Origin of the sequence: Erwinia billingiae Eb661 (assembly GCF_000196615.1) — a bacterium.
Taxonomy (GTDB): Bacteria; Pseudomonadota; Gammaproteobacteria; order Enterobacterales; family Enterobacteriaceae; genus Erwinia; species Erwinia billingiae.
Genome location: NC_014306.1, coordinates 1,405,089 through 1,426,515, shown reverse-complemented (window position 1 = coordinate 1,426,515; position 21,427 = coordinate 1,405,089). Strand labels below are relative to the sequence as shown.

Here is a 21,427-nt window from a genome sequence, read left to right as displayed (position 1 = left end):
TAACGTGCAAATGAGCCTCTCATCAATCTTCAGGGTAGCTTCGCTACCCTTTTTTTCTTCCGGAGTTATTTATGTCAATCGATTGGAACTGGGGTATTTTCCTGCAACAGGCCCCCTTCGGTAATACCACCTATCTGGGGTGGCTGTGGTCCGGCTTTCAGGTCACCATTGCTGTGTCAGTCTGCGCGTGGATTATCGCCCTTTTGGTCGGTTCGCTGTTTGGTATTCTGCGCACCGTGCCCAACCGTCTGCTCTCCACTCTCGGCACCTGTTACGTTGAGCTATTCCGTAATATCCCGCTGATAGTGCAATTCTTTATCTGGTATCTGGTGATCCCTGAACTGCTGCCTGAAAGCATTAGCACCTGGTTCAAATCCGAGCTGGATCCCAATATTCAGTTCTTTACTTGCTCGGTGCTGTGCCTCGGCCTGTTTACCGCCGCCCGCGTGTGCGAACAGGTTCGCGCGGCGATCCAGTCGCTGCCATCAGGCCAGAAGAATGCCGGTCTGGCGATGGGCCTGACGCTGCCACAAACCTACCGCTATGTGCTGTTACCAAACGCCTATCGCGTAATTGTGCCGCCAATGACCTCAGAGATGCTGAACCTGGTAAAGAACTCCGCCATCGCCTCGACCATTGGTCTGGTCGATATGGCCGCACAAGCAGGCAAGCTGCTGGATTACTCGGCTCATGCCTATGAATCCTTTACCGCGATTACGCTGGCCTACGTTGGCATCAATATTGTGATTATGCTGCTGATGAGCCTGGTCGAACGTAAGGTTCGCCTGCCTGGCGGCATGGGAGGCAAATAATGTACGAATTTGACTGGAGCACCATTGTTCCCAACCTGCCGTATCTGATGAACGGCATGGTGATCACCCTCAAAATTACCGTGACGGCCATCATTTTTGGCATCGTCTGGGGAACGCTGCTGGCGGTGATGCGTCTGTCGAGCTTCAAGCCTGTCAGCTGGTTTGCCCGCCTTTACGTCAACCTGTTCCGCTCGGTGCCGTTGGTGATGGTGCTGTTGTGGTTCTATCTGGTGGTGCCCAGCTTCCTGCAGAACGTGCTTGGCCTGTCGCCGAAAACCGATATCCGCCTGATCTCGGCGATGGTTGCCTTCTCGCTGTTCGAAGCCGCTTACTACTCTGAAATCATTCGTGCCGGTATTGTCAGTATCGCCCGAGGCCAGGGAAGCGCCGCGCTGGCGCTGGGGATGACGCGCTGGCAGTCGATGCAGCTGATTATCCTGCCTCAGGCGTTTCGCGCTATGGTGCCGCTGCTGCTGACTCAGGGCATCGTGCTGTTCCAGGATACCTCTCTGGTTTACGTGCTCAGCCTTGCCGACTTCTTCAGGACGGCCGACACCATCGGCATCAACAACGGCACCGAAATTGAAATGGTGCTGTTTGCCGGTGCGGTCTACTTCGTTATCAGCCTTAGCGCTTCGCTGTTGGTCAGCTATTTAAAGAAAAAAAGGACGGTTTAAATGATTACCCTGAAAAATGTTTCTAAGTGGTATGGTCACTTTCAGGTACTGACCGACTGCTCAACCGAAGTGAAAAAAGGCGAAGTGGTGGTGGTGTGCGGCCCGTCGGGTTCCGGTAAATCCACGCTGATCAAAACGGTCAATGGCTTAGAGCCGATTCAGGAAGGTAAGATTGAAGTCAACGGCACCGCCGTCAACGACAAAAAGACCAATCTGGCGCAGCTGCGTTCCAAAGTCGGCATGGTCTTCCAGCATTTTGAGCTGTTCCCGCATCTGACCATCGTTGAGAACCTGACGCTGGCGCAGGTAAAAGTGCTGAAGCGTAACAAAGAGGAAGCCCGTCAGAAGGGGCTGAAACTGTTGGAGCGCGTGGGCCTGTCAGCCCATGCTAACAAGCACCCAGGGCAGCTTTCCGGTGGTCAGCAGCAGCGTGTGGCTATCGCCCGAGCGCTGTGCATGGATCCGATCGCCATGCTGTTCGATGAGCCCACCTCCGCACTGGATCCCGAGATGATCAATGAAGTGCTGGATGTCATGGTGGAACTGGCGAATGAAGGGATGACCATGATGGTGGTGACCCACGAAATGGGCTTCGCCCGTAAGGTGGCAAACCGGGTGATCTTTATGGATGAGGGGAAAATTGTGGAGGATTCGCCGAAAGACGACTTCTTTAACAATCCGCAGTCCGATCGTGCGAAAGATTTCCTCGCCAAAATCCTGCATTAATCAGCATAGCGGGGCGGAATCTTCCGCCCCGATTTCTACGGTTCAAAAGGTTGTCGCTGGAACTGATCGTTACCGCATTCAGGACAGCGTGTCAGCGTTTCAGGGGTGTAAATCGCCCGGGTAAACTGACATTTCTCACAAACTAAATTCCCCAGTCCCACCACCTCACCGCTTTGATAAACACCATGATGATTCAGGTCCTGAAAAACTTCGCGCCACTCTAACTGACTTTTATCGGTGATATCGGCCAGCTCTTTCCACACGCTTTCGCGAATAATGCGCATAAACACGCTATCACCTGCATCATCCTGATTCTCGGTATAGCTGCGGGCAAACTCTTCTAAATCCCTGCGCACCGCTCGGGTGACATCCTCGATCTGGCTGCGGGTCAATTCACCGCGATTGTTCATTCGTTGTCGGGCACTCTCCACCAGAGCATCAATATCATGCTCTCCCCGGTTGATCCTTTCGGTCAGAGAAGAGACCAGTTCCCGATAGTACTGAGCAACCTTGTTCATTTTTTCTCCTAAACGTTCCAATACGTTATGCAGTAATTCTAGCGTCGATCAAAAAAATGCACCCAACCCGCTGTCAAAAATGCCTGCTCTCTTCCAGCTTGTAGAGAAATGCCGTTTGTCAGGGCGGTTACTGTTGTTGCTGCGGGGGCGGATCAGCTATGCTATGCGGATCTGAACGAACTCATAAAGTTTACAAAGGACCACTGGCTGCCATGCAAGAGCAATACCGCCCGGAAGAGATAGAATCCCACGTCCAACAGCACTGGGATGAGAAGCAAACGTTCAAAGTGACCGAAGAGGAAGGTAAAGAGAAGTACTACTGCCTCTCCATGCTGCCCTATCCTTCTGGCCGCCTACATATGGGCCACGTTCGTAACTACACCATCGGTGATGTGATCTCCCGCTACCAGCGTATGCTGGGCAAAAACGTCCTGCAGCCGATCGGCTGGGATGCATTTGGCCTGCCTGCAGAAGGCGCAGCGGTAAAAAACAACACCGCGCCGGCGCCATGGACCTACGACAACATTGCCTACATGAAGAACCAGCTGAAATTGCTGGGCTTCGGCTATGACTGGAACCGTGAACTGGCCACCTGTCAGCCTGAGTACTATCGCTGGGAACAGTGGTTCTTCACCAAGCTGTACGAAAAAGGCCTGGTCTATAAGAAAACCTCGGCAGTTAACTGGTGCCCGACCGACCAGACCGTGCTGGCTAACGAACAGGTTATTGACGGTTGCTGCTGGCGCTGCGATACCAAAGTTGAACGCAAAGAGATCCCACAGTGGTTTGTTAAAATCACCGATTACGCTGATGAACTGTTAAATGACCTGGACACGCTGGAAAGCTGGCCTGAGCAGGTTAAAACCATGCAGCGTAACTGGATCGGCCGTTCTGAAGGGGTGGAAATCACCTTTGACGTGGCAGAAAGCCCCGAAAAACTGAGCGTTTATACCACCCGTCCAGACACCTTTATGGGTGTGACCTATCTGGCCGTGGCTGCGGGCCATCCGCTGGCTGCGCAGGCTGCCGCGTCGAATCCTGCGCTGGCCGACTTTATTGCCGAATGCCGTAATACCAAGGTTGCCGAAGCTGAAATGGCGACCATGGAGAAAAAAGGCATGGCCACCGGCAAGTTTGCCGTGCACCCACTGTCTGGCGAGAAAGTGCCGGTCTGGGTCGCCAATTTTGTGCTGATGGAATACGGCACCGGTGCGGTGATGGCCGTTCCTGGCCACGACCAGCGTGACTGGGAGTTCGCCACCAAGTACAACCTCACTATCAAGCCCGTGATCCTTAATGCTGACGGAAGCGAGCCGGATCTGACCGACGCGGCCATGACCGATAAAGGCACGCTGTTTAACTCAGGCGAGTTTGACGGTCTGTCGTACGAAGCAGGCTTTAACGCCATTGCTGAGAAGCTGGCGGCCAAAGGCGTTGGCGAGCGTAAAGTTAATTACCGTCTGCGCGACTGGGGTGTTTCACGCCAGCGTTACTGGGGCGCACCAATTCCAATGGTGACCCTGGAAGACGGCACCGTGATGCCGACGCCAGAAGATCAGCTGCCGGTTATCCTGCCGGAAGACGTGGTAATGGACGGGATCACCAGCCCAATCAAAGCCGATCCTGAGTGGGCAAAAACCACCGTCAACGGTCAGCCTGCGCTGCGCGAAACCGACACCTTTGACACCTTTATGGAGTCTTCCTGGTATTACGCGCGCTATACCTGCCCGGACTATGACAAAGGCATGCTGGACCCGGCTGCAGCTAACTATTGGCTGCCGGTCGATCAGTATGTCGGCGGTATCGAACACGCCATCATGCACCTGCTCTACTTCCGCTTCTTCCATAAGTTGCTGCGTGATGCTGGCCTGGTGACCTCCAATGAGCCGGCCAAACGCCTGCTTTGCCAGGGCATGGTTCTGGCTGATGCCTTCTACTATCTTGGCGCCAGCGGTGAGCGTAACTGGGTTTCCCCGGTTGATGTCACCCTTGAGCGTGATGAGAAAGGCCGCGTGACCAAAGCCACCGATGCAACCGGCCGCGAGCTGGTTTACGCCGGTATGAGCAAAATGTCGAAGTCGAAAAACAACGGCATTGACCCACAGGTGATGGTTGAGCGCTACGGTGCCGATACCGTGCGTCTGTTTATGATGTTCGCTTCGCCGGCAGAAATGACTCTCGAATGGCAGGAATCCGGTGTGGAAGGTGCTAACCGCTTCCTGAAACGCGTCTGGCGACTGGCCTTCGAACACAGCGAAAAAGGACCGACCGTTGCACTGGATATCGCCAGCCTCAACGACGATCAGAAATCGCTGCGCCGCGAGCTGCATAAAACCATCGCCAAAGTGTCCGATGACATCGGCCGTCGTCAGACCTTCAACACCGCCATTGCGGCGATTATGGAGCTGATGAACAAGCTGGCCCGTGCCCCACAAGAAAGCGAGCAGGATCGTGCACTGATGCAGGAAGCGCTGCAATCCGTGGTGCGTCTGCTGTATCCGTTTACCCCGCATGCCTGCTTCTCATTGTGGCAGGCGCTGGGTGGCGAAGGCGACGTCGACAACGCGCCATGGCCGCAGGCAGATGAAGAGGCGATGGTGGAAGATTCTCTGCTGGTGGTCGTGCAGGTTAATGGTAAAGTGCGTGGCAAAATTACCGTTCCGGCTGATGCCACTGCGGAACAGGTTAAGGCTCGTGCGTTGCAGGAGCATCTGGTTGCCAAGTACGTCGATGGCACCACCATTCGTAAAGAGATTTACGTACCGGGCAAATTGCTTAACCTGGTCGTGGGTTGATGTCAGGAGGAATTGTGCGACATCCGATTTTATCTGTGATGCTGGGTCTTGCGGTGTTAATCACCGCAGGTTGTGGCTTTCATCTTCGCGGGACCACTTCGGTCCCGAAAGAAATGAAAACGATGATCCTGGACACCTCCGATCCTTATGGTCCGCTGACGCGTACCGTACGTGAAGAGCTGCGCCTGAATAACGTGACGGTGCTGGATGACAGCAACACCACGGCGATGAGCAAAGGGACGCTGCATAAAACCGTGCCTTCCCTGCGTCTGATGGGTGAGGTTCAGGGTCGTGACACAGCCTCCATCTTCCAGGACGGTAAAACGGCCGAGTACTCGATGTACATGACCGTTAATGCGCAGGTGCTGGTGCCAAATAAAGGCATCTATCCCATCAGCGCGACAGTGTATCGTTCGTTCTTTGATAACCCGCTGGCGGCACTGGCGAAGGACTCCGAGCAGAACATTATCATGAGTGAAATGCGTACCCAGGCGGCTCAACAGCTGGTGCGTAAATTACTGACGGTACATGCGGCAGAGGACGATCCTTCCATCAATACGCTGGACAGCACGCCTGAAGCCATCGATCAGACCAATCCTGCATCCGGCCTGACAGACAGCTCTCTGGCAAGATGATCAGGATTTACCCTGAGCAACTCAGCGCGCAGCTCCACGAGGGGCTGCGCGCTTGTTACATTCTGGCCGGTAACGAACCGCTTCTGTTGCAGGAATCTCAGGATGCGGTGCGGGCTGCTGCGCAAAAGCAGGAATTCACCGAGCACTTTAGCGTGGTCATTGATGCCCATACTGACTGGGATGCAATCTTCTCTACCTGTCAGGCTCTAAGCCTGTTTGCCAGCCGGCAAACGCTGCTGCTAACGCTACCTGAAAATGGTCCCAACGCGGCGATGGCGGAACAGCTTGTTACCCTCTCCTCACTGCTCCATGCCGATATTCTGCTGATATTGCGGGCGTCGAAACTGACTAAAGCGCAGGAAAACAGTGCCTGGTTTAAAGCGCTGAGCGCCAATGCGGTGATCGTGCCCTGCCAGACACCTGAGCAGGCGCAGTTGCCTCGCTGGGTGATCGCCCGCGCGAAAAGCCTCAAGCTGAGCGTGGACGATGCGGCTGTTCAGCTGCTTTGCTACTGTTATGAAGGGAATCTGCTGGCGCTGGCCCAGGCGCTGGAACGGCTGTCGCTGCTCTGGCCAGACGGCAAGCTGACCCTGCCAAGAGTTGAGCAGGCCGTTAACGATGCCGCACACTTTACGCCGTTCCACTGGGTGGATGCCCTGTTGGCCGGGAAAAGTAAGCGTGCTCAGCATATTTTGCGTCAGATGCAGGCGGAAGAGAGCGAGCCGGTGATCTTATTGCGCACCGTGCAAAGAGAGCTGATGATGCTGCTGACCTTACAACGCCAGATGGTGAAAACACCGATCAGAACGCTGTTTGATCAGCACCGCGTCTGGCAAAACCGCCGTCCACTGTTCAGTGAAGCGCTGCAACGTCTTTCTGCACGGCAGCTGAGTCAGGCAATCCATCTGCTGACGCGCATTGAGCTGACGCTGAAACAGGATTATGGTCAGTCGGTCTGGTCCGATCTTGAAACGCTGTCGTTGCTGATTTGCCAGCGTGGTTTCCCTGAGCATTTCTGCGATGTCTGAATCCCACACGCTGGAAGCGCTGTTCGGCGGCACCTTTGATCCGATCCATTTTGGCCATCTGAAGCCAGTTGAGGTTTTAGCCGCGCAGGTCGGGCTGAAAAAGGTGACGTTATTGCCGAATAACGTGCCGCCTCATCGCCCACAGCCAGAAGCCAGCCCGTCACAGCGGGTGGAAATGGTGAGGCTGGCGATTGCCAACCTGCCGTTGTTCGACCTGGATCTGCGTGAAATGCAGCGCGACACGCCCTCTTTCACCCTTGAGACGCTTACGGAGCTCCGTGCAGAACGGGGCGATAACCAGCCGCTGGCGTTTATCATTGGCCAGGATTCTTTGCTAACCTTACACAAGTGGCATCGCTGGGAAGAACTGCTCAGCCTGTGCCATTTACTGGTCTGTAAACGTCCGGGTTATGACAGCACGATGGAAACCCCGGCGCTACAGCGCTGGCTGGAACAGCATCAAATCCGGCAGGCAGAAGCGTTGCATCAGCATCCCTGCGGCAGGATTTTTCTGGCAGACACGCCGCTGGTGTCCATCTCTGCGACTGAAATACGCGATCGATTGCATAGCGGGCAATCGTGTGACGATCTGATCCCTCCGGCAGTTTCGGCCTACATCCTTGCTGCAGGTTTATATCGCAAGCCCTGAGCACGTGGTATACTTCGCCGCTAAATTTTCTGGAGCAATCCGGAAACATCTTTTTTCGGTTAGCCACGCCACAGGCGCAGGACAACCGCTCCGACTCAAAACCCAAGGGGAACCTTTTGCAAGGTAAAGCACTCCAAGACTTCGTCATTGATAAATTAGACGATTTAAAAGGCCAGGACATTGTTGCTGTAGATGTCCAGGGCAAATCAAGTATCACCGATTGCATGATTATCTGCACCGGCACCTCAACGCGTCATGTGGCGTCGATTGCTGACCACGTGGTTCAGGAATCTCGTGCTGCTGGCGTGGAAACCTTTGCTGTTGCAGGTAAAGCTGCCGCTGACTGGGTTGTCGTCGATCTGGGTGAAGTGATTGTTCACGTCATGCAGGAAGAGAGCCGCCAGCTTTACGAACTCGAAAAGCTCTGGAACTAAGCTGTGAAGCTGCAGTTGGTTGCCGTCGGCACTAAAATGCCGGATTGGGTGCAAACCGGGTTTCTGGAGTATTTGCGTCGTTTTCCTAAAGATATGCCGCTGGAACTGACTGAAGTTCAGGCTGGCAAGCGCGGTAAAAATGCCGACATCAAACGCATTCTTGAAAAAGAGGGCGAAATGATGCTGGCTGCGACTGGCAAAGGGAACCGCATTGTTACCCTGGATATTCCAGGGCAGCCGTGGGAAACGCCCCATTTAGCCACTCAGCTTGAACGTTGGAAGCTGGATGGCCGTGATGTCAGCCTGCTGATTGGTGGACCGGAAGGTCTGTCGCCAGCCTGCAAAGCTGCCGCTGAGCAAAGCTGGTCTCTTTCCGCGCTGACCCTGCCCCATCCGCTGGTACGGGTGCTGGTTGCGGAGAGTTTGTATCGTGCATGGAGCATCACAGCAAATCACCCTTACCATCGGGAATAGGCCATAGGATCAACCGGATACACTGAAACAGCGGATGAAATTACAACGTAACTCTTTTCGTGACTACACTGCCGAACAGTCTCTCTTTGTTCGTCGGGCGCTGATCGCCTTTATCGGCATTATCGTACTTTCCGGTATCCTGGTGGTCAATCTGTACCACCTGCAAATTATCCGCTACACCGATTACAGTACCCGCTCAAACGAAAACCGCATCAAACTGGTGCCCGTCGCGCCCAGCCGCGGCATTATTTTTGATCGTAACGGCCTGCCCCTTGCGCTCAACCGCACGATTTATCAGATTGAGCTGGTGCCCGAAAAGGTCGATGACCTTGAAAAAACCCTGCTTGCTCTGCGCCCCATTGTCGACTTAAGTGACGAAGACCTTGTCGCCTTTGAAAAAGAGCGTAAGCGCTCACGCCGCTTTACCTCTATCGCGGTTAAAACCGGCCTGAACGATGTGCAGGTCGCCCGCTTCGCCGTTAATCAATATGCTTTCCCCGGCGTGGAAGTGAAAGGCTATCAACGCCGCTACTACCCTTACAACTCTGCGCTGACTCACGTGTTGGGCTATGTGTCCAAAATTAACGATCGTGATGTCGAACGGCTGGATAATGAAGGTAAGTGGCCCAACTACGCCGCCACGCATGATATCGGCAAGCTGGGTATCGAACGTTATTACGAAGAGATGCTGCACGGCAAAACCGGCTACGAAGAAGTCGAAGTCAACAACCGTGGCCGGGTGATCCGTCAGCTTCACGAACAGTCCCCTCAGGCCGGCCAGGATATCTACCTGACCATCGACCTGAAGCTGCAGCAATATATTGAGACGCTGCTGGCGGGCAGCCGTGCCGCAGTGGTGGTGACCGATCCGCGCAACGGTGACATTCTGGCGATGGTGTCGATGCCCAGCTACGATCCCAATCTGTTCGTTGATGGCATCAGCAGCACCGATTACAACATGCTGTTGAATGACCCCAACCGGCCGCTGATTAACCGTGCGACGCAGGGCGCCTATCCGCCGGCATCAACGGTGAAACCCTATATTGCCGTCTCAGCGCTGACCGCTGGCGTGATCAACAAAAACACCAGCCTGTTTGACCCGGGTTGGTGGCAGCTGCCGGGCTCCGAAAAGCGCTTCCGTGACTGGAAGCATTGGGGCCACGGCCGCCTGAACGTCACCAAATCGCTGGAAGAGTCTGCGGATACCTTTTTCTATCAGGTGGCTTACGATATGGGCATCGATCGCCTCGGCGAATGGATGAACAAGTTTGGCTACGGGCACCTGACCGGCATTGACCTGGTGGAAGAAACGCCGGGTAATATGCCAACCCGTGAATGGAAGCAGAAACGCTTTAAAAAGCCGTGGTATCAGGGTGATACCATTCCGGTGGGGATCGGTCAGGGTTACTGGACCGCCACGCCGGTGCAAATGAACAAAGCGATGATGACCCTGATTAACGACGGAATCGTGAAAACACCGCACCTGATGCAGTCCAACGTGGTGAATAATGTGCGGGTGCCTTATCGTCAGCCCGACTCACCCCCGATTGCGGATATTCACTCAGGCTACTGGGAAATCGCCAAAGACGGTATGTACGGTGTTGCAAACCGACCTAACGGCACCGCCAGAAAAAGCTTCTCTGACGCACCTTACAAGATTGCCGCCAAATCCGGTACGGCTCAGGTCTATGGCCTGAAAGCCAACGAAACTTACAATGCGCATAAAATCGCTGAACACCTGCGAGACCACAAGCTGATGACCGCCTTTGCTCCGTATGACAAGCCGCGTGTGGCCGTCACCATGATTCTGGAGAATGGCGGCGCAGGCCCGGCCGTAGGGACTATCATGCGCCAGATTTTGGACCATATTATGCTTGGTGATAACAATACCAACCTGCCGGACGCTGCCCCCGTGCCGCCCGGTTATGAGGGTGAATAGACATGAACGATCGTCACCATAAACGCACCATCTGGACCCGAATTCATGTCGATCCGACATTCTTTATTCTGATTTTTGCCCTGCTGGTTTACAGCGCCTTAGTGATCTGGAGCGCCAGTGGCCAGGATCCAGGCATGATGGAGCGTAAAATCGGCCAGATCGCCATGGGTGTGGTGATCATGCTGGTGATGGCGCAAATCCCGCCGCGGGTTTATGAAGGTTGGGCGCCCTATCTGTATATCATCACGGTGATCCTGCTGGTCGCCGTGGATGCGTTTGGCCATATCAGTAAAGGTGCACAGCGTTGGCTGGATCTGGGCTTTGTGCGCTTCCAGCCCTCAGAGATTGCCAAAATCGCCGTGCCGCTGATGGTGGCGCGCTTTATTAACCGCGATGTCTGTCCGCCGACGCTGAAAAACACCGCCATCGCGCTGGTGCTGATCTTTATGCCCACGCTGCTGGTCGCCGCGCAGCCGGACCTGGGAACCTCAATTCTGATTGCCGCCTCCGGCCTGTTTGTTCTGTTCCTTTCCGGGATGAGCTGGAAACTGATTGCGGTGGCGGTACTGATGGTGGCGGCCTTCGTGCCGGTGCTGTGGTTCTTCCTGATGCATGATTATCAGCGCGACCGCGTTATGATGCTTCTGGATCCGGAGAGCGACCCGCTTGGCGCGGGTTACCACATCATTCAATCCAAGATTGCCATTGGTTCAGGTGGACTACGCGGCAAAGGCTGGCTGCACGGCACTCAGTCACAGCTGGAATTTTTACCCGAACGCCACACGGACTTTATTTTTGCGGTTCTGGCCGAAGAATTAGGCCTGGTCGGCGTCCTGGTGCTGCTGGTACTCTACATTCTGGTGATTATGCGTGGCCTGATGATGGCGGCGCGGGCGCAAACCACCTTTGGTCGGGTAATGGCCGGTGGCTTAATGCTGATCTTCTTTGTGTATGTTTTCGTTAATATTGGTATGGTTAGCGGCATTCTCCCGGTGGTTGGAGTTCCATTGCCGTTGGTCAGCTATGGCGGTTCGGCCCTGATCGTGCTGATGGCCGGGTTTGGCATTATTATGTCGATTCACACCCACCGAAAACTGTTGTCTAAGAGCGTTTAAGAGGCGTAAACATGCGTAAGGATTGGCTTTGGATTGGTCTGGCTTCAGTATTGCTGGCAGCCTGTGCTACCGATGAACAGCAGCAGGCACCCGCACCACAGCAACCGGCCTACAATGGTCCGGTGGTGGAAATTGGCGGTGCCGAACCCCGTTATGAACCGCAGAACCCAGGCACCAGCCAGGACTACACGGTGAATGGCAAGACTTACAAAATCGTCAAAGATCCGTCTAATTTCAGCGAAACCGGCCTGGCCGCCTGGTATGGCGATGAGGCCGGCAGCAACCGCACCGCAACCGGCGAGCAGTTCGATCCTGATGCGCTTACTGCGGCTCACCCGACGTTACCGCTGCCAAGTTACGTGCGCGTCACTAACCTGGCCAATGGTCGCCAGCTGGTGGTGCGCGTGAACGATCGCGGTCCTTACACGCCAGGCCGGGTTATCGATCTGTCCCGAGCCGCGGGCGATCGCCTGAATATCTCGAATAACACCAAAGTGAAAATCGATTACATCAAGGTCGCGCCGGATGGCACGCTCTCGGGTCCTGGCACCATTGGCACCACCGTCGCCAAACAGAGCTATGCCCTGCCCGCCCGTCCTGATATCGCGGGTGGGATGACCACCCTGGGCGGCGGTATGACCACGATGGGTGGCGATGCCGCCGCCAGTGCCGCGTCACAACCGGAGGCCAGTCAGCAGCAGGCGCCGGAGTCGCGTCCAATTGATAACGCCAACGTCAACAGTGATGACAGCCTGGGCGCACCGGTACGCAGCAATGGATTTTTAGGTGCCGCGCAGCCGTTACGTTCTGGCGTGCTGGAAGGCAGTGAGCCGGTCGCCGCGCCGGTTGCTGCGCCAGCCGCTGCCGCCGTCGTCGCAGCACCCGCAGCGGTCGCTGCCAGCCGCCCTGCCGCTTCCGGCACCACCTATGTGGTGCAGGTCGGCGCCGTTGGCGATGCAGCCAAAGCCAAAACCTGGATGAATTCCCTGAGCAAACAGTTTGGTGTGCCGGGCGCGGTTGACAGCCACGGCAATGTTTACCGGGTTCAGCTGGGCCGCTTCACCTCTCGCCAGCAGGCCAGCGCCTTGCAGCAGCGGTTATCGAGCGAAGCGAAGCTCACCTCATTTATTACCGTCGCACCCTAACGAAATGTCATACTGACCGGCATTCAGTGCGGGCTAACAGGCTGAAAGTGCTGTTAACCTGCATGGTAAAGACGAGTGCCGGGCAGGACTGCTTTTGCTATAGTGAGTCACTTTTTTTAACTTAGCCGATGGATGTTGTAGTCCTAAACATGAACAATCTGACCTCCTACAAACTGATCAAACGCCTGACGGCGGGATCGCTGATTGCCCTCAGCCTGACTTCCTTCGCCCACGCCGACGACGTGAACATTAAAACAATGATCCCAGGCGTGCCGGATATCGATGCGGAAGCCTATGTGCTGATCGACTACAACTCAGGCAAAGTGCTGGCAGAGAAAAATGCCGACGCTCGCCGTGACCCAGCCAGCCTGACCAAAATGATGACCAGCTACGTGATTGGTCAGGCGGTCAAAGCCGGTAAAATCAAGCAGGATGACATGGTTACCGTGGGCAAAGATGCCTGGGCAACCGGTAATCCGGTGTTCAAAGGCTCTTCCCTGATGTTCCTGAAGCCAGGCGATCGCGTTGCGGTTTCCGAGCTGACGCGCGGCATCGTGCTGCAATCCGGTAATGATGCCTGTGTGGCTATGGCCGACTATGTTGCCGGCAGCCAGGATACGTTTGTTGGTCTGATGAACAACTACGTTAAAGCATTGGGCCTGCAGAACACCCACTTCCAGACCGTTCATGGCCTGGATGCGGATGGCCAGTACAGTTCAGCGCGTGATATGGCGCTGATTGGCCGTGCACTGATCCGTGACGTGCCGGATGAGTACGCGGTGTATAAAGAGAAAGAATTCACCTTCAACAATATCCGCCAGATGAACCGTAACGGTCTGCTGTGGGATACCAGCCTGCAGGTTGACGGCATCAAAACCGGTCACACTGAAGCCGCGGGCTACAACCTGGTTGCCTCCGCGACCGAAGGCCAGATGCGCCTGATCTCTGCCGTGATGGGTGGTCACACCTATAAAGGCCGCGAGACCGAAAGCAAAAAACTGCTGACCTGGGGCTTCCGTTTCTTTGAAACCGTGGCACCGCTGAAAGCAGGCAAAGAGTTTGCTTCTGAGCCAGTGTGGTTCGGCACCAGCGACCGCGTGCAGCTGGGTGTGGAAAAAGATGTCTTCCTGACCATCCCTCGTGGCCGCATGAAAGATCTGAAAGCCAGCTACACGCTGAGCAATACCGAACTGCATGCGCCGCTGGCGAAAAACCAGGTTGTCGGCACCATCAACTTCCAGCTGGATGGCAAAACCATTGAACAGCATCCGCTGGTGGTGTTGAACGATATGCAGGAAGGTGGCTTCATCGGTCGCATCGTCGATTACATTAAGCTGATGTTCCATCACTGGTTTGGCTAAGCCCGTCATGCCGGCACGCATTTGGGCAGCAATGCCCCCTTGATTTCGGCGTGAATGCACCCCATATTTGAGTTATCTGTAGACTCCCGCTACGCACAGCGGGAGTCTTTGTTTTGGCGTTACCGGAGCCCCTATGAAAACCAATCTTAAAGAACTGCTCGAATTCCCAACTCCTTTTACTTACAAAGTAATGGGACTGGCGCAGCCGGAACTGGTTGATCAAGTAGTTGAAGTTGTTCAGCGCCATGCGCCGGGTGACTACTCTCCGGACGTGAAGCCAAGCAGCAAAGGCAACTACCACTCCGTCTCGATCACCATTACTGCCACCCACATTGAGCAAGTGGAAACGCTGTATGACGAGCTGGGCAAAATCGAAATTGTCCGCATGGTGCTGTAAAAACTCTCGCTGACAGCGGGCATGGATCTGCTCTCTGTCAGCGTTATACTGCCCTTCTGTTCTCAACAGGACTGACGTTTTGCCTCACGATACCCTACTCATCCGCCAGCTGGGCTTACAGCCCTGGGCACCCATCTCTCAAGCCATGCATGATTTTACTGACCAGCGCGGTGAGCACTCTGCCGACGAAATCTGGCTGGTCGATCATCTTCCGGTCTTCACTCAGGGTCAGGCAGGCAAAGCCGAACATCTGCTGGGTCCGGGCGATATTCCGGTGATGCAAAGCGATCGCGGTGGCCAGGTGACGTATCACGGACCCGGACAGCAAATCATGTACGTGATGATCAATCTGAAGCGCCGGAAAATTGGCGTCAGGCAGCTGGTGACCGCCCTCGAAGATACGGTGATTGCCACCCTCGCCCATTTTGGCGTGGAAGCGGCGGCCAGAGCCGATGCACCCGGTGTGTATGTGCAGGGTAAAAAGATCTGTTCATTGGGCTTACGCATTCGTAACGGCTGCTCGTTCCATGGCCTGGCGCTGAATGTCGATATGGATTTGTCGCCTTTTCTGCGCATCAATCCCTGCGGCTATGCCGGGCTGGAGATGACGCAGCTTAGCGCGTTGAAAGCTGGCGTGACGCTGGCCGATGTGCAGCCGCTGTTAATCACGCATTTTGCCAGACTGTTGAACATCACTGACGTTCGCTGGCAGGCCGCCGATAACCTTATTGAAAAGTAACCGTCCGTGCGGATTTACAATTACGTCACATTTAATCGGTCTGGCTGGCTGAAACTGCCGCGCCGAGATGATATAATTTTTGCGCTTTATCAAAAAAAGTTGAACACAAGATCACTTATTTGAGTTTTATGCGGATCGCGCATGCCAACCTGGAACTTGCAAGATTATGAGTAAACCCATTCAGATGGAACGTGGTGTTAAATACCGCGACGCAGACAAAATGGCGCTTATCCCGGTTAAAACCGTGATCACCGAGCGCACGGAGATTTTACGCAAGCCGGAGTGGATGAAAATCAAGCTCCCCGCGGACTCCAGCCGCATCCAGGGCATCAAAGCTGCGATGCGTAAAAATGGCCTGCACTCCGTCTGTGAAGAGGCTTCCTGCCCTAACCTTGCAGAATGTTTCAACCACGGCACAGCCACCTTTATGATCCTCGGCGCGATCTGTACCCGCCGCTGCCCGTTCTGCGACGTGGCCCACGGACGTCCGGTTGCCCCGGATCAGAATGAGCCGCTGAAGCTGGCGCAGACCATTGCCGATATGGGATTGCGCTACGTGGTGATCACCTCCGTTGACCGTGATGACCTGCGTGACGGTGGTGCTCAGCACTTTGCCGACTGCATTACCGCCATCCGCGCCAAGAACCCGACCATCAAGATTGAAACGCTGGTACCGGACTTCCGTGGCCGTATGGATCGCGCGCTGGAAATCCTCACCGCTACGCCGCCAGACGTGTTTAATCACAACATGGAAAACGTGCCGCGTGTTTACCGTCAGGTGCGCCCTGGCGCTAACTACGACTGGTCACTGAAGCTGCTGGAACGCTTTAAAGAAGCGCACCCAGACGTGCCGACTAAATCCGGTCTGATGGTTGGCCTTGGTGAAACGAACGCGGAAATCGTGGAGGTGATGCGCGATCTGCGTCGCCACGGCGTGACCATGCTGACCTTAGGTCAGTACCTGCAGCCAAGCCGTCACCATCTGCCAGTTCAGCGTTATGTCAGCCCTGCGGAGTTTGATGAGATGAAAGATGCGGCGATGGAGATGGGCTTTACCCACGCTGCCTGCGGACCGTTCGTCCGTTCTTCTTATCATGCGGATATGCAGGCGAAAGGTCTGGAAGTGAAATAAATTGACGGGGTGAGGTGACTTGCCCTGCGTTACAATAATTTACATTATTGCAACACAAACAAAAAACGGATGACCCTGTCATCCGTTTTTTTATGCCTGAGCGGGCGATTAATCTTTGTGAACAACCTGCTCTGCTGGCTTTTCGTCAACAACCGGCGCTTTTTTAGCGGAAGTGTCGTCGTCGCTCATCGCCTTTTTAAAGCCTTTGATCGCTGACCCCAGATCGCCACCGAGAGAACGTAACTTATTGGTTCCGAACAGCAAGACGATCAGAGCACCGATAATCAGCAGTTTTGCAATACTGATACCTTCCATACACACCTTCTTTTTTAACCTGACCAATAACAAGGCCAATAACGATAAAGTGTATTAACGCGCAGATCGCCGGTCAATACAACCGCAATCTGTAACAGAGTTCTCTGTACAGAATACTCTCGCGATAATATCAGATAAACCGGCTGAGGAAAGCCTGGAATCGGGGATGCTCAGGATTCACCAATACCTTCTCAGGCGGCCCCTGTTCAACCACCACGCCCCCATCCATAAACACCACCCGATCGGCAGCCTCGCGGGCAAAACCGATCTCATGGGTCACCACCACCATGGTTAACCCCCGATCGGCCAGGGTGCGCATGGTGGCCAGCACCTCGCCAACCAGTTCCGGATCCAATGCCGACGTTGGCTCATCAAACAGCATCAGCTTAGGACGAATGGCCAGCGCGCGGGCAATCGCCACGCGCTGCTGTTGCCCGCCGGAAAGATGACGCGGCCAGGCATCGGCTTTATCGCTCAAACCCACCGTTGCCAGCAGTTCCCGAGCGTGACGCGTCGCGGCTTCACGTGACTCTTTGTGCACGCCAATCGGCGCTTCAATAATGTTCTGCAGCACGGTCATATGCGGATAGAGATTAAACTGCTGAAACACCATGCCGATCTCCTGGCGCTGGCGGTCAATTTTACGGGCCGACAGGCGCTGTAAAATCCCCTGTTTCAGCTCATAGCCAATCTGCTGCCCGCCCACCATAATCGAGCCGGCATTCATATCTTCAAGATGATTGATGCAGCGCAGGAAGGTCGATTTACCGGAGCCGGAAGGCCCGAGGATCACCACCACTTCGCCCGGCATCACATCCAGATCGATGCCTTTCAGCACTTCATTATCACCGTAACTTTTCTGTACGTTACGTGCCCGAACCAGCGGCTGCATTTCACTCATACATCCTCCTTACGGACTAATGGGCGGTTAACCATCGGCGTTGTTTTACTGTCCGCTGGCGGCTGGCGACGTTTAGTCGCTGAGACCGAGCGACGCACGCCGCGCGAATAATATCGCTCAATGAAAGACTGCCCGACATTGAGAATCGAGGTGATAAACAGATACCAGATCACCGCCACCATCAGCATCGGGATCACTTCAAAGGTCCGGTTATACACCGACTGCACCGAATACAGCAGATCGCCCATCGCGATCACGCTGACCAGCGAGGTGGCTTTGATCATGCTGATCAGCTGATTGCCGGTCGGAGGAATGATCGAGCGCATCGCCTGAGGAATGATAATCCGGCGCAGCGCACGCGCGCGGCTCATGCCAAATGCCTGGGTGGTTTCAACCTGACCGTTGTCTACCGACTGCAGCCCGGCACGAATAATTTCGGCCATATAGGCCGCTTCATTCAGGGCCAGCCCGGCGATCGCCGCGGTTAACGGGGTGATCAAATCGTTGGTGTTCCAGCTGGCGAAGATCGGGCCATCGAACGGAATACCCAGGGTGATCTTCGGGAACAAGGTCGACATGTTGTACCAAAAAATCAGCTGCACCAGCAGCGGCGTGCCGCGGAAGAACCAGATATACAGCCCGGAAAGGCCGCGCATCAGCCGGTTATCCGACAGCCGGGCGACCGCTAACAGCAGGCCCAACAGGGTGCCGAGAACCATCGACACCACCGTCAGTCCCAGCGTCACCTTTAATCCGCTCAGCACCGAGCCTTCGGTAAACCACTGCAACACCACGTGCCACTCGAAATTGGGGTTAGTGGCCACCAGCCAGCTAAAGTTGGCGGCAATCACCAGCACCACAATCCATGAGGCCAGGCGTCCGTAACGCGGTGCGCTGCGGGCAAAGGCCACGTCGCGCTGTTCCACGTCTGCCGTTTCCCTGGCTCGTGAATCCGTGGTGCTTTTTGTCATTTCGCCGCCCCTTTCGCCAGGTTAACCCCCGGTGCGCTGATCATGTTGCCATCCAGCTTCCACTTTTTCATGATCGCCGCGTAGGTGCCGTTGGCGAACAGCGCTTTATAACCGTCGAGGACCACTTTCCCCAGTTCAGAATCCTTAGGAACCACGGTGCCCTGGAAGATATCGCCAAAACCATTTTTCTTGCCCTGGCCGGTTAACTCCAGCTGGCCGTGCGCCTGGTCAACGAAGTACACCAGCGGGGCCTGAGACGAGAAGAAGGCATCGGAACGTTTAGAGCGCACCGCCAGAATCGACGAAGGCTGGTCGGTAAATGACTGGACGGTCACCGCCGGTTTACCCGCATCGGTACAGACCAGAGATTGTTTGCGGATCACCTGCTCAGCAGAGCCGGCAGCCATCACCGCAATCCGCTTACCGCAGGTATCGTCGAGGCCGTTGATTTGCGCTGGGTTGCCTTTCTGCACGGCAAACACCACAAACTCCTGCACGAAGTCGATAAAATCATTTTTAGCCTGGCGGTCCGGATAGTCGCCAATCGGGCCAATAGCTAACTGATAGCGACCTGACTTAATGCCAGCCAACACGCCCGACAGACCACTGACCGTGGCATGTTCGATCTTGATGCCCAGCAGTTGTGCCAGGGCTTCGGTTAAATCGGCAGACGCGCCGGTCATGGTGGTCGGGCCTTCAACGATCTCATAAGGCGGGAAGGAGCCGTTATTTACCGAGATCATTTTGCCAGCGGTTTTAATATCCGCCGGTAAACGGTCGTGTAACGCCTGATCGACTTTCTGCGCCGGAATGGCGTCTGCGGCCTGGGCACAACCTGCACTTAATCCCAGAGCCAGTGCAATGGCGGTCGCTATCTTTTTCATTATAAATTTCCCCGGTGTCTTATTGTTTATTCAATTCAGGACGCGCGAAACGGCGGTTTTCCAACACCGGCAGCACGTGGCGCGCATGCGCAATACGGGCCGGATCTAAATCGGCAAAGACCAGCGCCGGGGCTTCAGCGGCTTTGGCAATCGCCACGCCGAGCGGATCCACCACCAGGCTGTTACCGATATTGCGCGGACCACACTCACCGACCGCCACCATATAACAGGTATTTTCCAGCGCGCGGGCGGTGACCAGAACTTCCCAATGCATCTCTTTTAACGGGCCTTTAACCCAGGCGGCCGGCAGCACCAGCACATCCGCACCGTCCAGCACCAGGCGACGCGCCTGCTCCGGGAAACGCACGTCGTAACAGGTCATCAGGCCAACTTTCATGCCGGCAACTTCAACCAGCGGCGGAACCTCATTGCCTGCCGTGACGTTGCGGGATTCCTGCATCGCGAAGGCATCATAAAGATGCAGCTTGTCGTAGCGGGCGATGATTTCGCCGTTACGGATGGCGATCAGCACGTTCAGCGCACGACCATCGGGCGTGGGCACGTGGACGGTCATCATCGTGGTCAACGTGTTGCCACGGCTGGCGGCATAGACTTCCGTCAGGAACGGGCCATCGAGCGGCTGTGCGGCCTTCAGCACCAAATCAGGATCGGCAATATCACGCGCCAGCACGCCTTCCGGTAACACCAGCAAATCGGCACCACCGGCCAGCGCCTGGGCCATTAAACCGGTGCAGGTCACGGCATTTTCCTGCCACTCGCGGCTGACTGCGAACTGTCCTAATGCAACTTTCATCGTATTGATCCTTTGGTCACGGCCGGGAACAAATCCTCAGGCGTAAGGCATTGAGAAGTGATTCCCTGCTCAAAAAGCTCTGTGCCGAAATCGGCAATCATCTTCTTGTTAGCGTCAAAACCATTTGCGTTCCAGTCGGCAGGTAAATCCTGCGCGGTGCGTCGCAAATCGTCCAACAACCAGGGGGTGGTATCAGCATACTTTTCGCGCTTGTCGTTCCACATTTTGGCCGATTGATCGATCAGCTCGCTGAGCTGCTGAGGAATGTCCGGATGGGCTTCGGCAAAGGAAGATTTAAAGGCCAGCAGGTGATGGCCAGGGATATAGCCAACCCGGTTGAAGTAATCCAGTTCTGCCTGACGGAAATCAGTCTGCAACTGGCGCAGGCCGGAGCCTTTCAGGAAGAAGCCCTGTGGCATAAACGGCGTAAAGACGGCATCCAGTTCACCGGCACGCAGCAGGTCGATCAACGGGTGCTCGCCGGGTGCGGCTTCAATGCGGCCCGGACGGCCAAAACCGTTCAGACGGTCAACAACGGGATGGTCAGCCGTCAGGCGACCGGCAAACCAGTAAGCATCATCAATATCGACGCCGGCTTCACGTAGGACCGCACGGGTCCAGGTATTGCCGGAATCCTGCCAGCCGGTCACGCCAATTTTGGCCCCCTTCAACTGCTCAAGAGAGACGATCGGGTTGTCTTCGGTGGTGATGATGCAACGCTGGCGGAAGCCACGCATCAGGATGTGGGGCAAGGCGAGCAAGGAGCTGTCACCTTTTGCCCTGCCCTGAGCATAGCGGCTGAAGGAAATTTCTGCCGCGTCATACTCGCTGCTGGTCGCCAGGTCGCCGACCAGCGTACCCACGCGATGCACTTCCAGCGCAAACCCCTGCGGTTTGATATCGCCCAGCGCCAGCGGCGTGAAGTAATCCCAATCTCTAACTGCCAGTCTGATCGTGACCATCGTT

At 55.3% G+C, this 21,427-nt stretch carries 23 protein-coding genes; 16 read left to right on the top strand and 7 right to left on the bottom strand.

The window, feature by feature from the left end; genetic code table 11:
* Positions 1-71: 71 nt before the first annotated feature.
* The 3 genes from EBC_RS07975 to EBC_RS25715 are packed head-to-tail and all read left to right on the top strand — an operon-like array spanning position 72 to position 2,215.
* The gene (locus tag EBC_RS07975) at positions 72-812 is read left to right on the top strand and encodes an amino acid ABC transporter permease (protein WP_013201283.1); all 741 of its coding nucleotides are present in this window, start codon (positions 72-74) and stop codon (positions 810-812) included.
* Positions 812-1,489 (top strand): glutamate/aspartate ABC transporter permease GltK, encoded by a 678-nt coding sequence (gene gltK / locus EBC_RS25720; protein WP_013201282.1) that lies wholly within the window; start codon positions 812-814, stop codon positions 1,487-1,489. The genes EBC_RS07975 and gltK overlap by 1 nt, the downstream gene beginning before the upstream one ends.
* Entirely contained in the window at positions 1,490-2,215 is a 726-nt protein-coding gene (locus EBC_RS25715; protein ID WP_013201281.1) for an amino acid ABC transporter ATP-binding protein, read from the top strand.
* A gap of 35 nt (positions 2,216-2,250) precedes the next feature.
* On the opposite strand, the gene EBC_RS07960 is transcribed toward EBC_RS25715, so the two are convergent.
* Complete coding sequence (locus EBC_RS07960) at positions 2,251-2,733, bottom strand: zinc ribbon-containing protein (protein WP_013201280.1); 483 nt, start codon at positions 2,731-2,733, stop codon at positions 2,251-2,253.
* Between the two features lie 212 nt (positions 2,734-2,945).
* On the opposite strand from EBC_RS07960, the gene leuS reads away from it, so the two are divergent.
* The 13 genes from leuS to lipA all read left to right on the top strand — a co-directional run bounded on the left by leuS (position 2,946) and on the right by lipA (position 16,576).
* A complete protein-coding gene (leuS, locus tag EBC_RS07955) occupies positions 2,946-5,528 on the top strand; it encodes a leucine--tRNA ligase (RefSeq protein WP_013201279.1) in 2,583 nt (860 codons plus the stop codon).
* Between the two features lie 14 nt (positions 5,529-5,542).
* Complete coding sequence (gene lptE, locus EBC_RS07950; protein ID WP_041691944.1) at positions 5,543-6,163, top strand: LPS assembly lipoprotein LptE; 621 nt, start codon at positions 5,543-5,545, stop codon at positions 6,161-6,163.
* Complete coding sequence (holA, locus tag EBC_RS07945) at positions 6,160-7,191, top strand: DNA polymerase III subunit delta (RefSeq protein WP_013201277.1); 1,032 nt, start codon at positions 6,160-6,162, stop codon at positions 7,189-7,191. The genes lptE and holA overlap by 4 nt, the downstream gene beginning before the upstream one ends.
* Positions 7,184-7,840: a nicotinate-nucleotide adenylyltransferase gene (nadD, locus tag EBC_RS07940; RefSeq protein WP_013201276.1), complete on the top strand. Its 657-nt coding sequence runs from the start codon at positions 7,184-7,186 to the stop codon at positions 7,838-7,840. Before holA ends, nadD begins: the two co-directional genes overlap by 8 nt.
* A gap of 116 nt (positions 7,841-7,956) precedes the next feature.
* Positions 7,957-8,274 (top strand): ribosome silencing factor, encoded by a 318-nt coding sequence (gene rsfS, locus EBC_RS07935; protein WP_041691943.1) that lies wholly within the window; start codon positions 7,957-7,959, stop codon positions 8,272-8,274.
* A gap of 3 nt (positions 8,275-8,277) precedes the next feature.
* Positions 8,278-8,748, top strand: a complete 471-nt coding sequence (rlmH, locus tag EBC_RS07930) for a 23S rRNA (pseudouridine(1915)-N(3))-methyltransferase RlmH (protein ID WP_013201274.1) — start codon at positions 8,278-8,280, stop codon at positions 8,746-8,748.
* 34 nt (positions 8,749-8,782) lie between these two features.
* Positions 8,783-10,687, top strand: coding sequence for a peptidoglycan DD-transpeptidase MrdA (gene mrdA, locus EBC_RS07925; RefSeq protein ID WP_013201273.1), 1,905 nt, complete (start codon positions 8,783-8,785; stop codon positions 10,685-10,687).
* A gap of 2 nt (positions 10,688-10,689) precedes the next feature.
* Entirely contained in the window at positions 10,690-11,802 is a 1,113-nt protein-coding gene (gene mrdB / locus EBC_RS07920; RefSeq protein ID WP_013201272.1) for a peptidoglycan glycosyltransferase MrdB, read from the top strand.
* A gap of 11 nt (positions 11,803-11,813) precedes the next feature.
* On the top strand, positions 11,814-12,947 hold the full coding sequence (gene rlpA / locus EBC_RS07915) for an endolytic peptidoglycan transglycosylase RlpA (protein WP_013201271.1): 1,134 nt from the start codon (positions 11,814-11,816) through the stop codon (positions 12,945-12,947).
* Between the two features lie 149 nt (positions 12,948-13,096).
* On the top strand, positions 13,097-14,308 hold the full coding sequence (dacA, locus tag EBC_RS07910; RefSeq protein ID WP_013201270.1) for a D-alanyl-D-alanine carboxypeptidase DacA: 1,212 nt from the start codon (positions 13,097-13,099) through the stop codon (positions 14,306-14,308).
* A 133-nt stretch (positions 14,309-14,441) separates the two neighbouring features.
* Complete coding sequence (gene ybeD, locus EBC_RS07905) at positions 14,442-14,705, top strand: DUF493 family protein YbeD (RefSeq protein WP_013201269.1); 264 nt, start codon at positions 14,442-14,444, stop codon at positions 14,703-14,705.
* 79 nt (positions 14,706-14,784) lie between these two features.
* Positions 14,785-15,444 (top strand): lipoyl(octanoyl) transferase LipB, encoded by a 660-nt coding sequence (gene lipB, locus EBC_RS07900; protein WP_041691942.1) that lies wholly within the window; start codon positions 14,785-14,787, stop codon positions 15,442-15,444.
* 166 nt (positions 15,445-15,610) lie between these two features.
* Positions 15,611-16,576 carry a lipoyl synthase gene (lipA, locus tag EBC_RS07895; RefSeq protein ID WP_013201267.1) on the top strand — a complete coding sequence of 322 codons (966 nt, stop codon included), beginning with the start codon at positions 15,611-15,613 and terminating at the stop codon, positions 16,574-16,576.
* A gap of 108 nt (positions 16,577-16,684) precedes the next feature.
* Here the strand turns inward: lipA and tatE are convergent, their stop codons facing one another.
* The 6 genes from tatE to EBC_RS07865 all read right to left on the bottom strand — a co-directional run bounded on the left by tatE (position 16,685) and on the right by EBC_RS07865 (position 21,423).
* Positions 16,685-16,891: a twin-arginine translocase subunit TatE gene (gene tatE, locus EBC_RS07890; protein WP_013201266.1), complete on the bottom strand. Its 207-nt coding sequence runs from the start codon at positions 16,889-16,891 to the stop codon at positions 16,685-16,687.
* A 130-nt stretch (positions 16,892-17,021) separates the two neighbouring features.
* Complete coding sequence (locus tag EBC_RS07885; protein WP_013201265.1) at positions 17,022-17,792, bottom strand: amino acid ABC transporter ATP-binding protein; 771 nt, start codon at positions 17,790-17,792, stop codon at positions 17,022-17,024.
* Complete coding sequence (locus EBC_RS07880) at positions 17,789-18,763, bottom strand: amino acid ABC transporter permease (RefSeq protein WP_013201264.1); 975 nt, start codon at positions 18,761-18,763, stop codon at positions 17,789-17,791. Before EBC_RS07880 ends, EBC_RS07885 begins: the two co-directional genes overlap by 4 nt.
* A complete protein-coding gene (locus tag EBC_RS07875; RefSeq protein ID WP_013201263.1) occupies positions 18,760-19,647 on the bottom strand; it encodes an ABC transporter substrate-binding protein in 888 nt (295 codons plus the stop codon). The genes EBC_RS07880 and EBC_RS07875 overlap by 4 nt, the downstream gene beginning before the upstream one ends.
* A 19-nt stretch (positions 19,648-19,666) precedes the next feature.
* Positions 19,667-20,461 carry a deaminated glutathione amidase gene (locus EBC_RS07870; protein WP_013201262.1) on the bottom strand — a complete coding sequence of 265 codons (795 nt, stop codon included), beginning with the start codon at positions 20,459-20,461 and terminating at the stop codon, positions 19,667-19,669.
* The gene (locus EBC_RS07865; RefSeq protein WP_013201261.1) at positions 20,458-21,423 is read right to left on the bottom strand and encodes a substrate-binding domain-containing protein; all 966 of its coding nucleotides are present in this window, start codon (positions 21,421-21,423) and stop codon (positions 20,458-20,460) included. Before EBC_RS07865 ends, EBC_RS07870 begins: the two co-directional genes overlap by 4 nt.
* Positions 21,424-21,427: the final 4 nt, after the last annotated feature.

What these genes read in the sequence shown, in the direction of transcription:
- EBC_RS25715 (WP_013201281.1), top strand. Translation starts at nt 1,490, where the DNA reads ATGATTACCCTGAAAAATGTTTCTAAGTGGTATGGTCACTTTCAGGTA.
- lipA (WP_013201267.1), top strand. Translation starts at nt 15,611, where the DNA reads ATGAGTAAACCCATTCAGATGGAACGTGGTGTTAAATACCGCGACGCA.
- gltK (WP_013201282.1), top strand. Translation starts at nt 812, where the DNA reads ATGTACGAATTTGACTGGAGCACCATTGTTCCCAACCTGCCGTATCTG.
- holA (WP_013201277.1), top strand. Translation starts at nt 6,160, where the DNA reads ATGATCAGGATTTACCCTGAGCAACTCAGCGCGCAGCTCCACGAGGGG.
- ybeD (WP_013201269.1), top strand. Translation starts at nt 14,442, where the DNA reads ATGAAAACCAATCTTAAAGAACTGCTCGAATTCCCAACTCCTTTTACT.
- tatE (WP_013201266.1), bottom strand. Translation starts at nt 16,891, where the DNA reads ATGGAAGGTATCAGTATTGCAAAACTGCTGATTATCGGTGCTCTGATC.
- EBC_RS07880 (WP_013201264.1), bottom strand. Translation starts at nt 18,763, where the DNA reads ATGACAAAAAGCACCACGGATTCACGAGCCAGGGAAACGGCAGACGTG.
- dacA (WP_013201270.1), top strand. Translation starts at nt 13,097, where the DNA reads ATGAACAATCTGACCTCCTACAAACTGATCAAACGCCTGACGGCGGGA.
- EBC_RS07865 (WP_013201261.1), bottom strand. Translation starts at nt 21,423, where the DNA reads ATGGTCACGATCAGACTGGCAGTTAGAGATTGGGATTACTTCACGCCG.
- leuS (WP_013201279.1), top strand. Translation starts at nt 2,946, where the DNA reads ATGCAAGAGCAATACCGCCCGGAAGAGATAGAATCCCACGTCCAACAG.
- EBC_RS07975 (WP_013201283.1), top strand. Translation starts at nt 72, where the DNA reads ATGTCAATCGATTGGAACTGGGGTATTTTCCTGCAACAGGCCCCCTTC.
- EBC_RS07875 (WP_013201263.1), bottom strand. Translation starts at nt 19,647, where the DNA reads ATGAAAAAGATAGCGACCGCCATTGCACTGGCTCTGGGATTAAGTGCA.
- EBC_RS07960 (WP_013201280.1), bottom strand. Translation starts at nt 2,733, where the DNA reads ATGAACAAGGTTGCTCAGTACTATCGGGAACTGGTCTCTTCTCTGACC.
- EBC_RS07885 (WP_013201265.1), bottom strand. Translation starts at nt 17,792, where the DNA reads ATGAGTGAAATGCAGCCGCTGGTTCGGGCACGTAACGTACAGAAAAGT.
- EBC_RS07870 (WP_013201262.1), bottom strand. Translation starts at nt 20,461, where the DNA reads ATGAAAGTTGCATTAGGACAGTTCGCAGTCAGCCGCGAGTGGCAGGAA.
- nadD (WP_013201276.1), top strand. Translation starts at nt 7,184, where the DNA reads ATGTCTGAATCCCACACGCTGGAAGCGCTGTTCGGCGGCACCTTTGAT.
- mrdA (WP_013201273.1), top strand. Translation starts at nt 8,783, where the DNA reads ATGAAATTACAACGTAACTCTTTTCGTGACTACACTGCCGAACAGTCT.
- mrdB (WP_013201272.1), top strand. Translation starts at nt 10,690, where the DNA reads ATGAACGATCGTCACCATAAACGCACCATCTGGACCCGAATTCATGTC.
- rlpA (WP_013201271.1), top strand. Translation starts at nt 11,814, where the DNA reads ATGCGTAAGGATTGGCTTTGGATTGGTCTGGCTTCAGTATTGCTGGCA.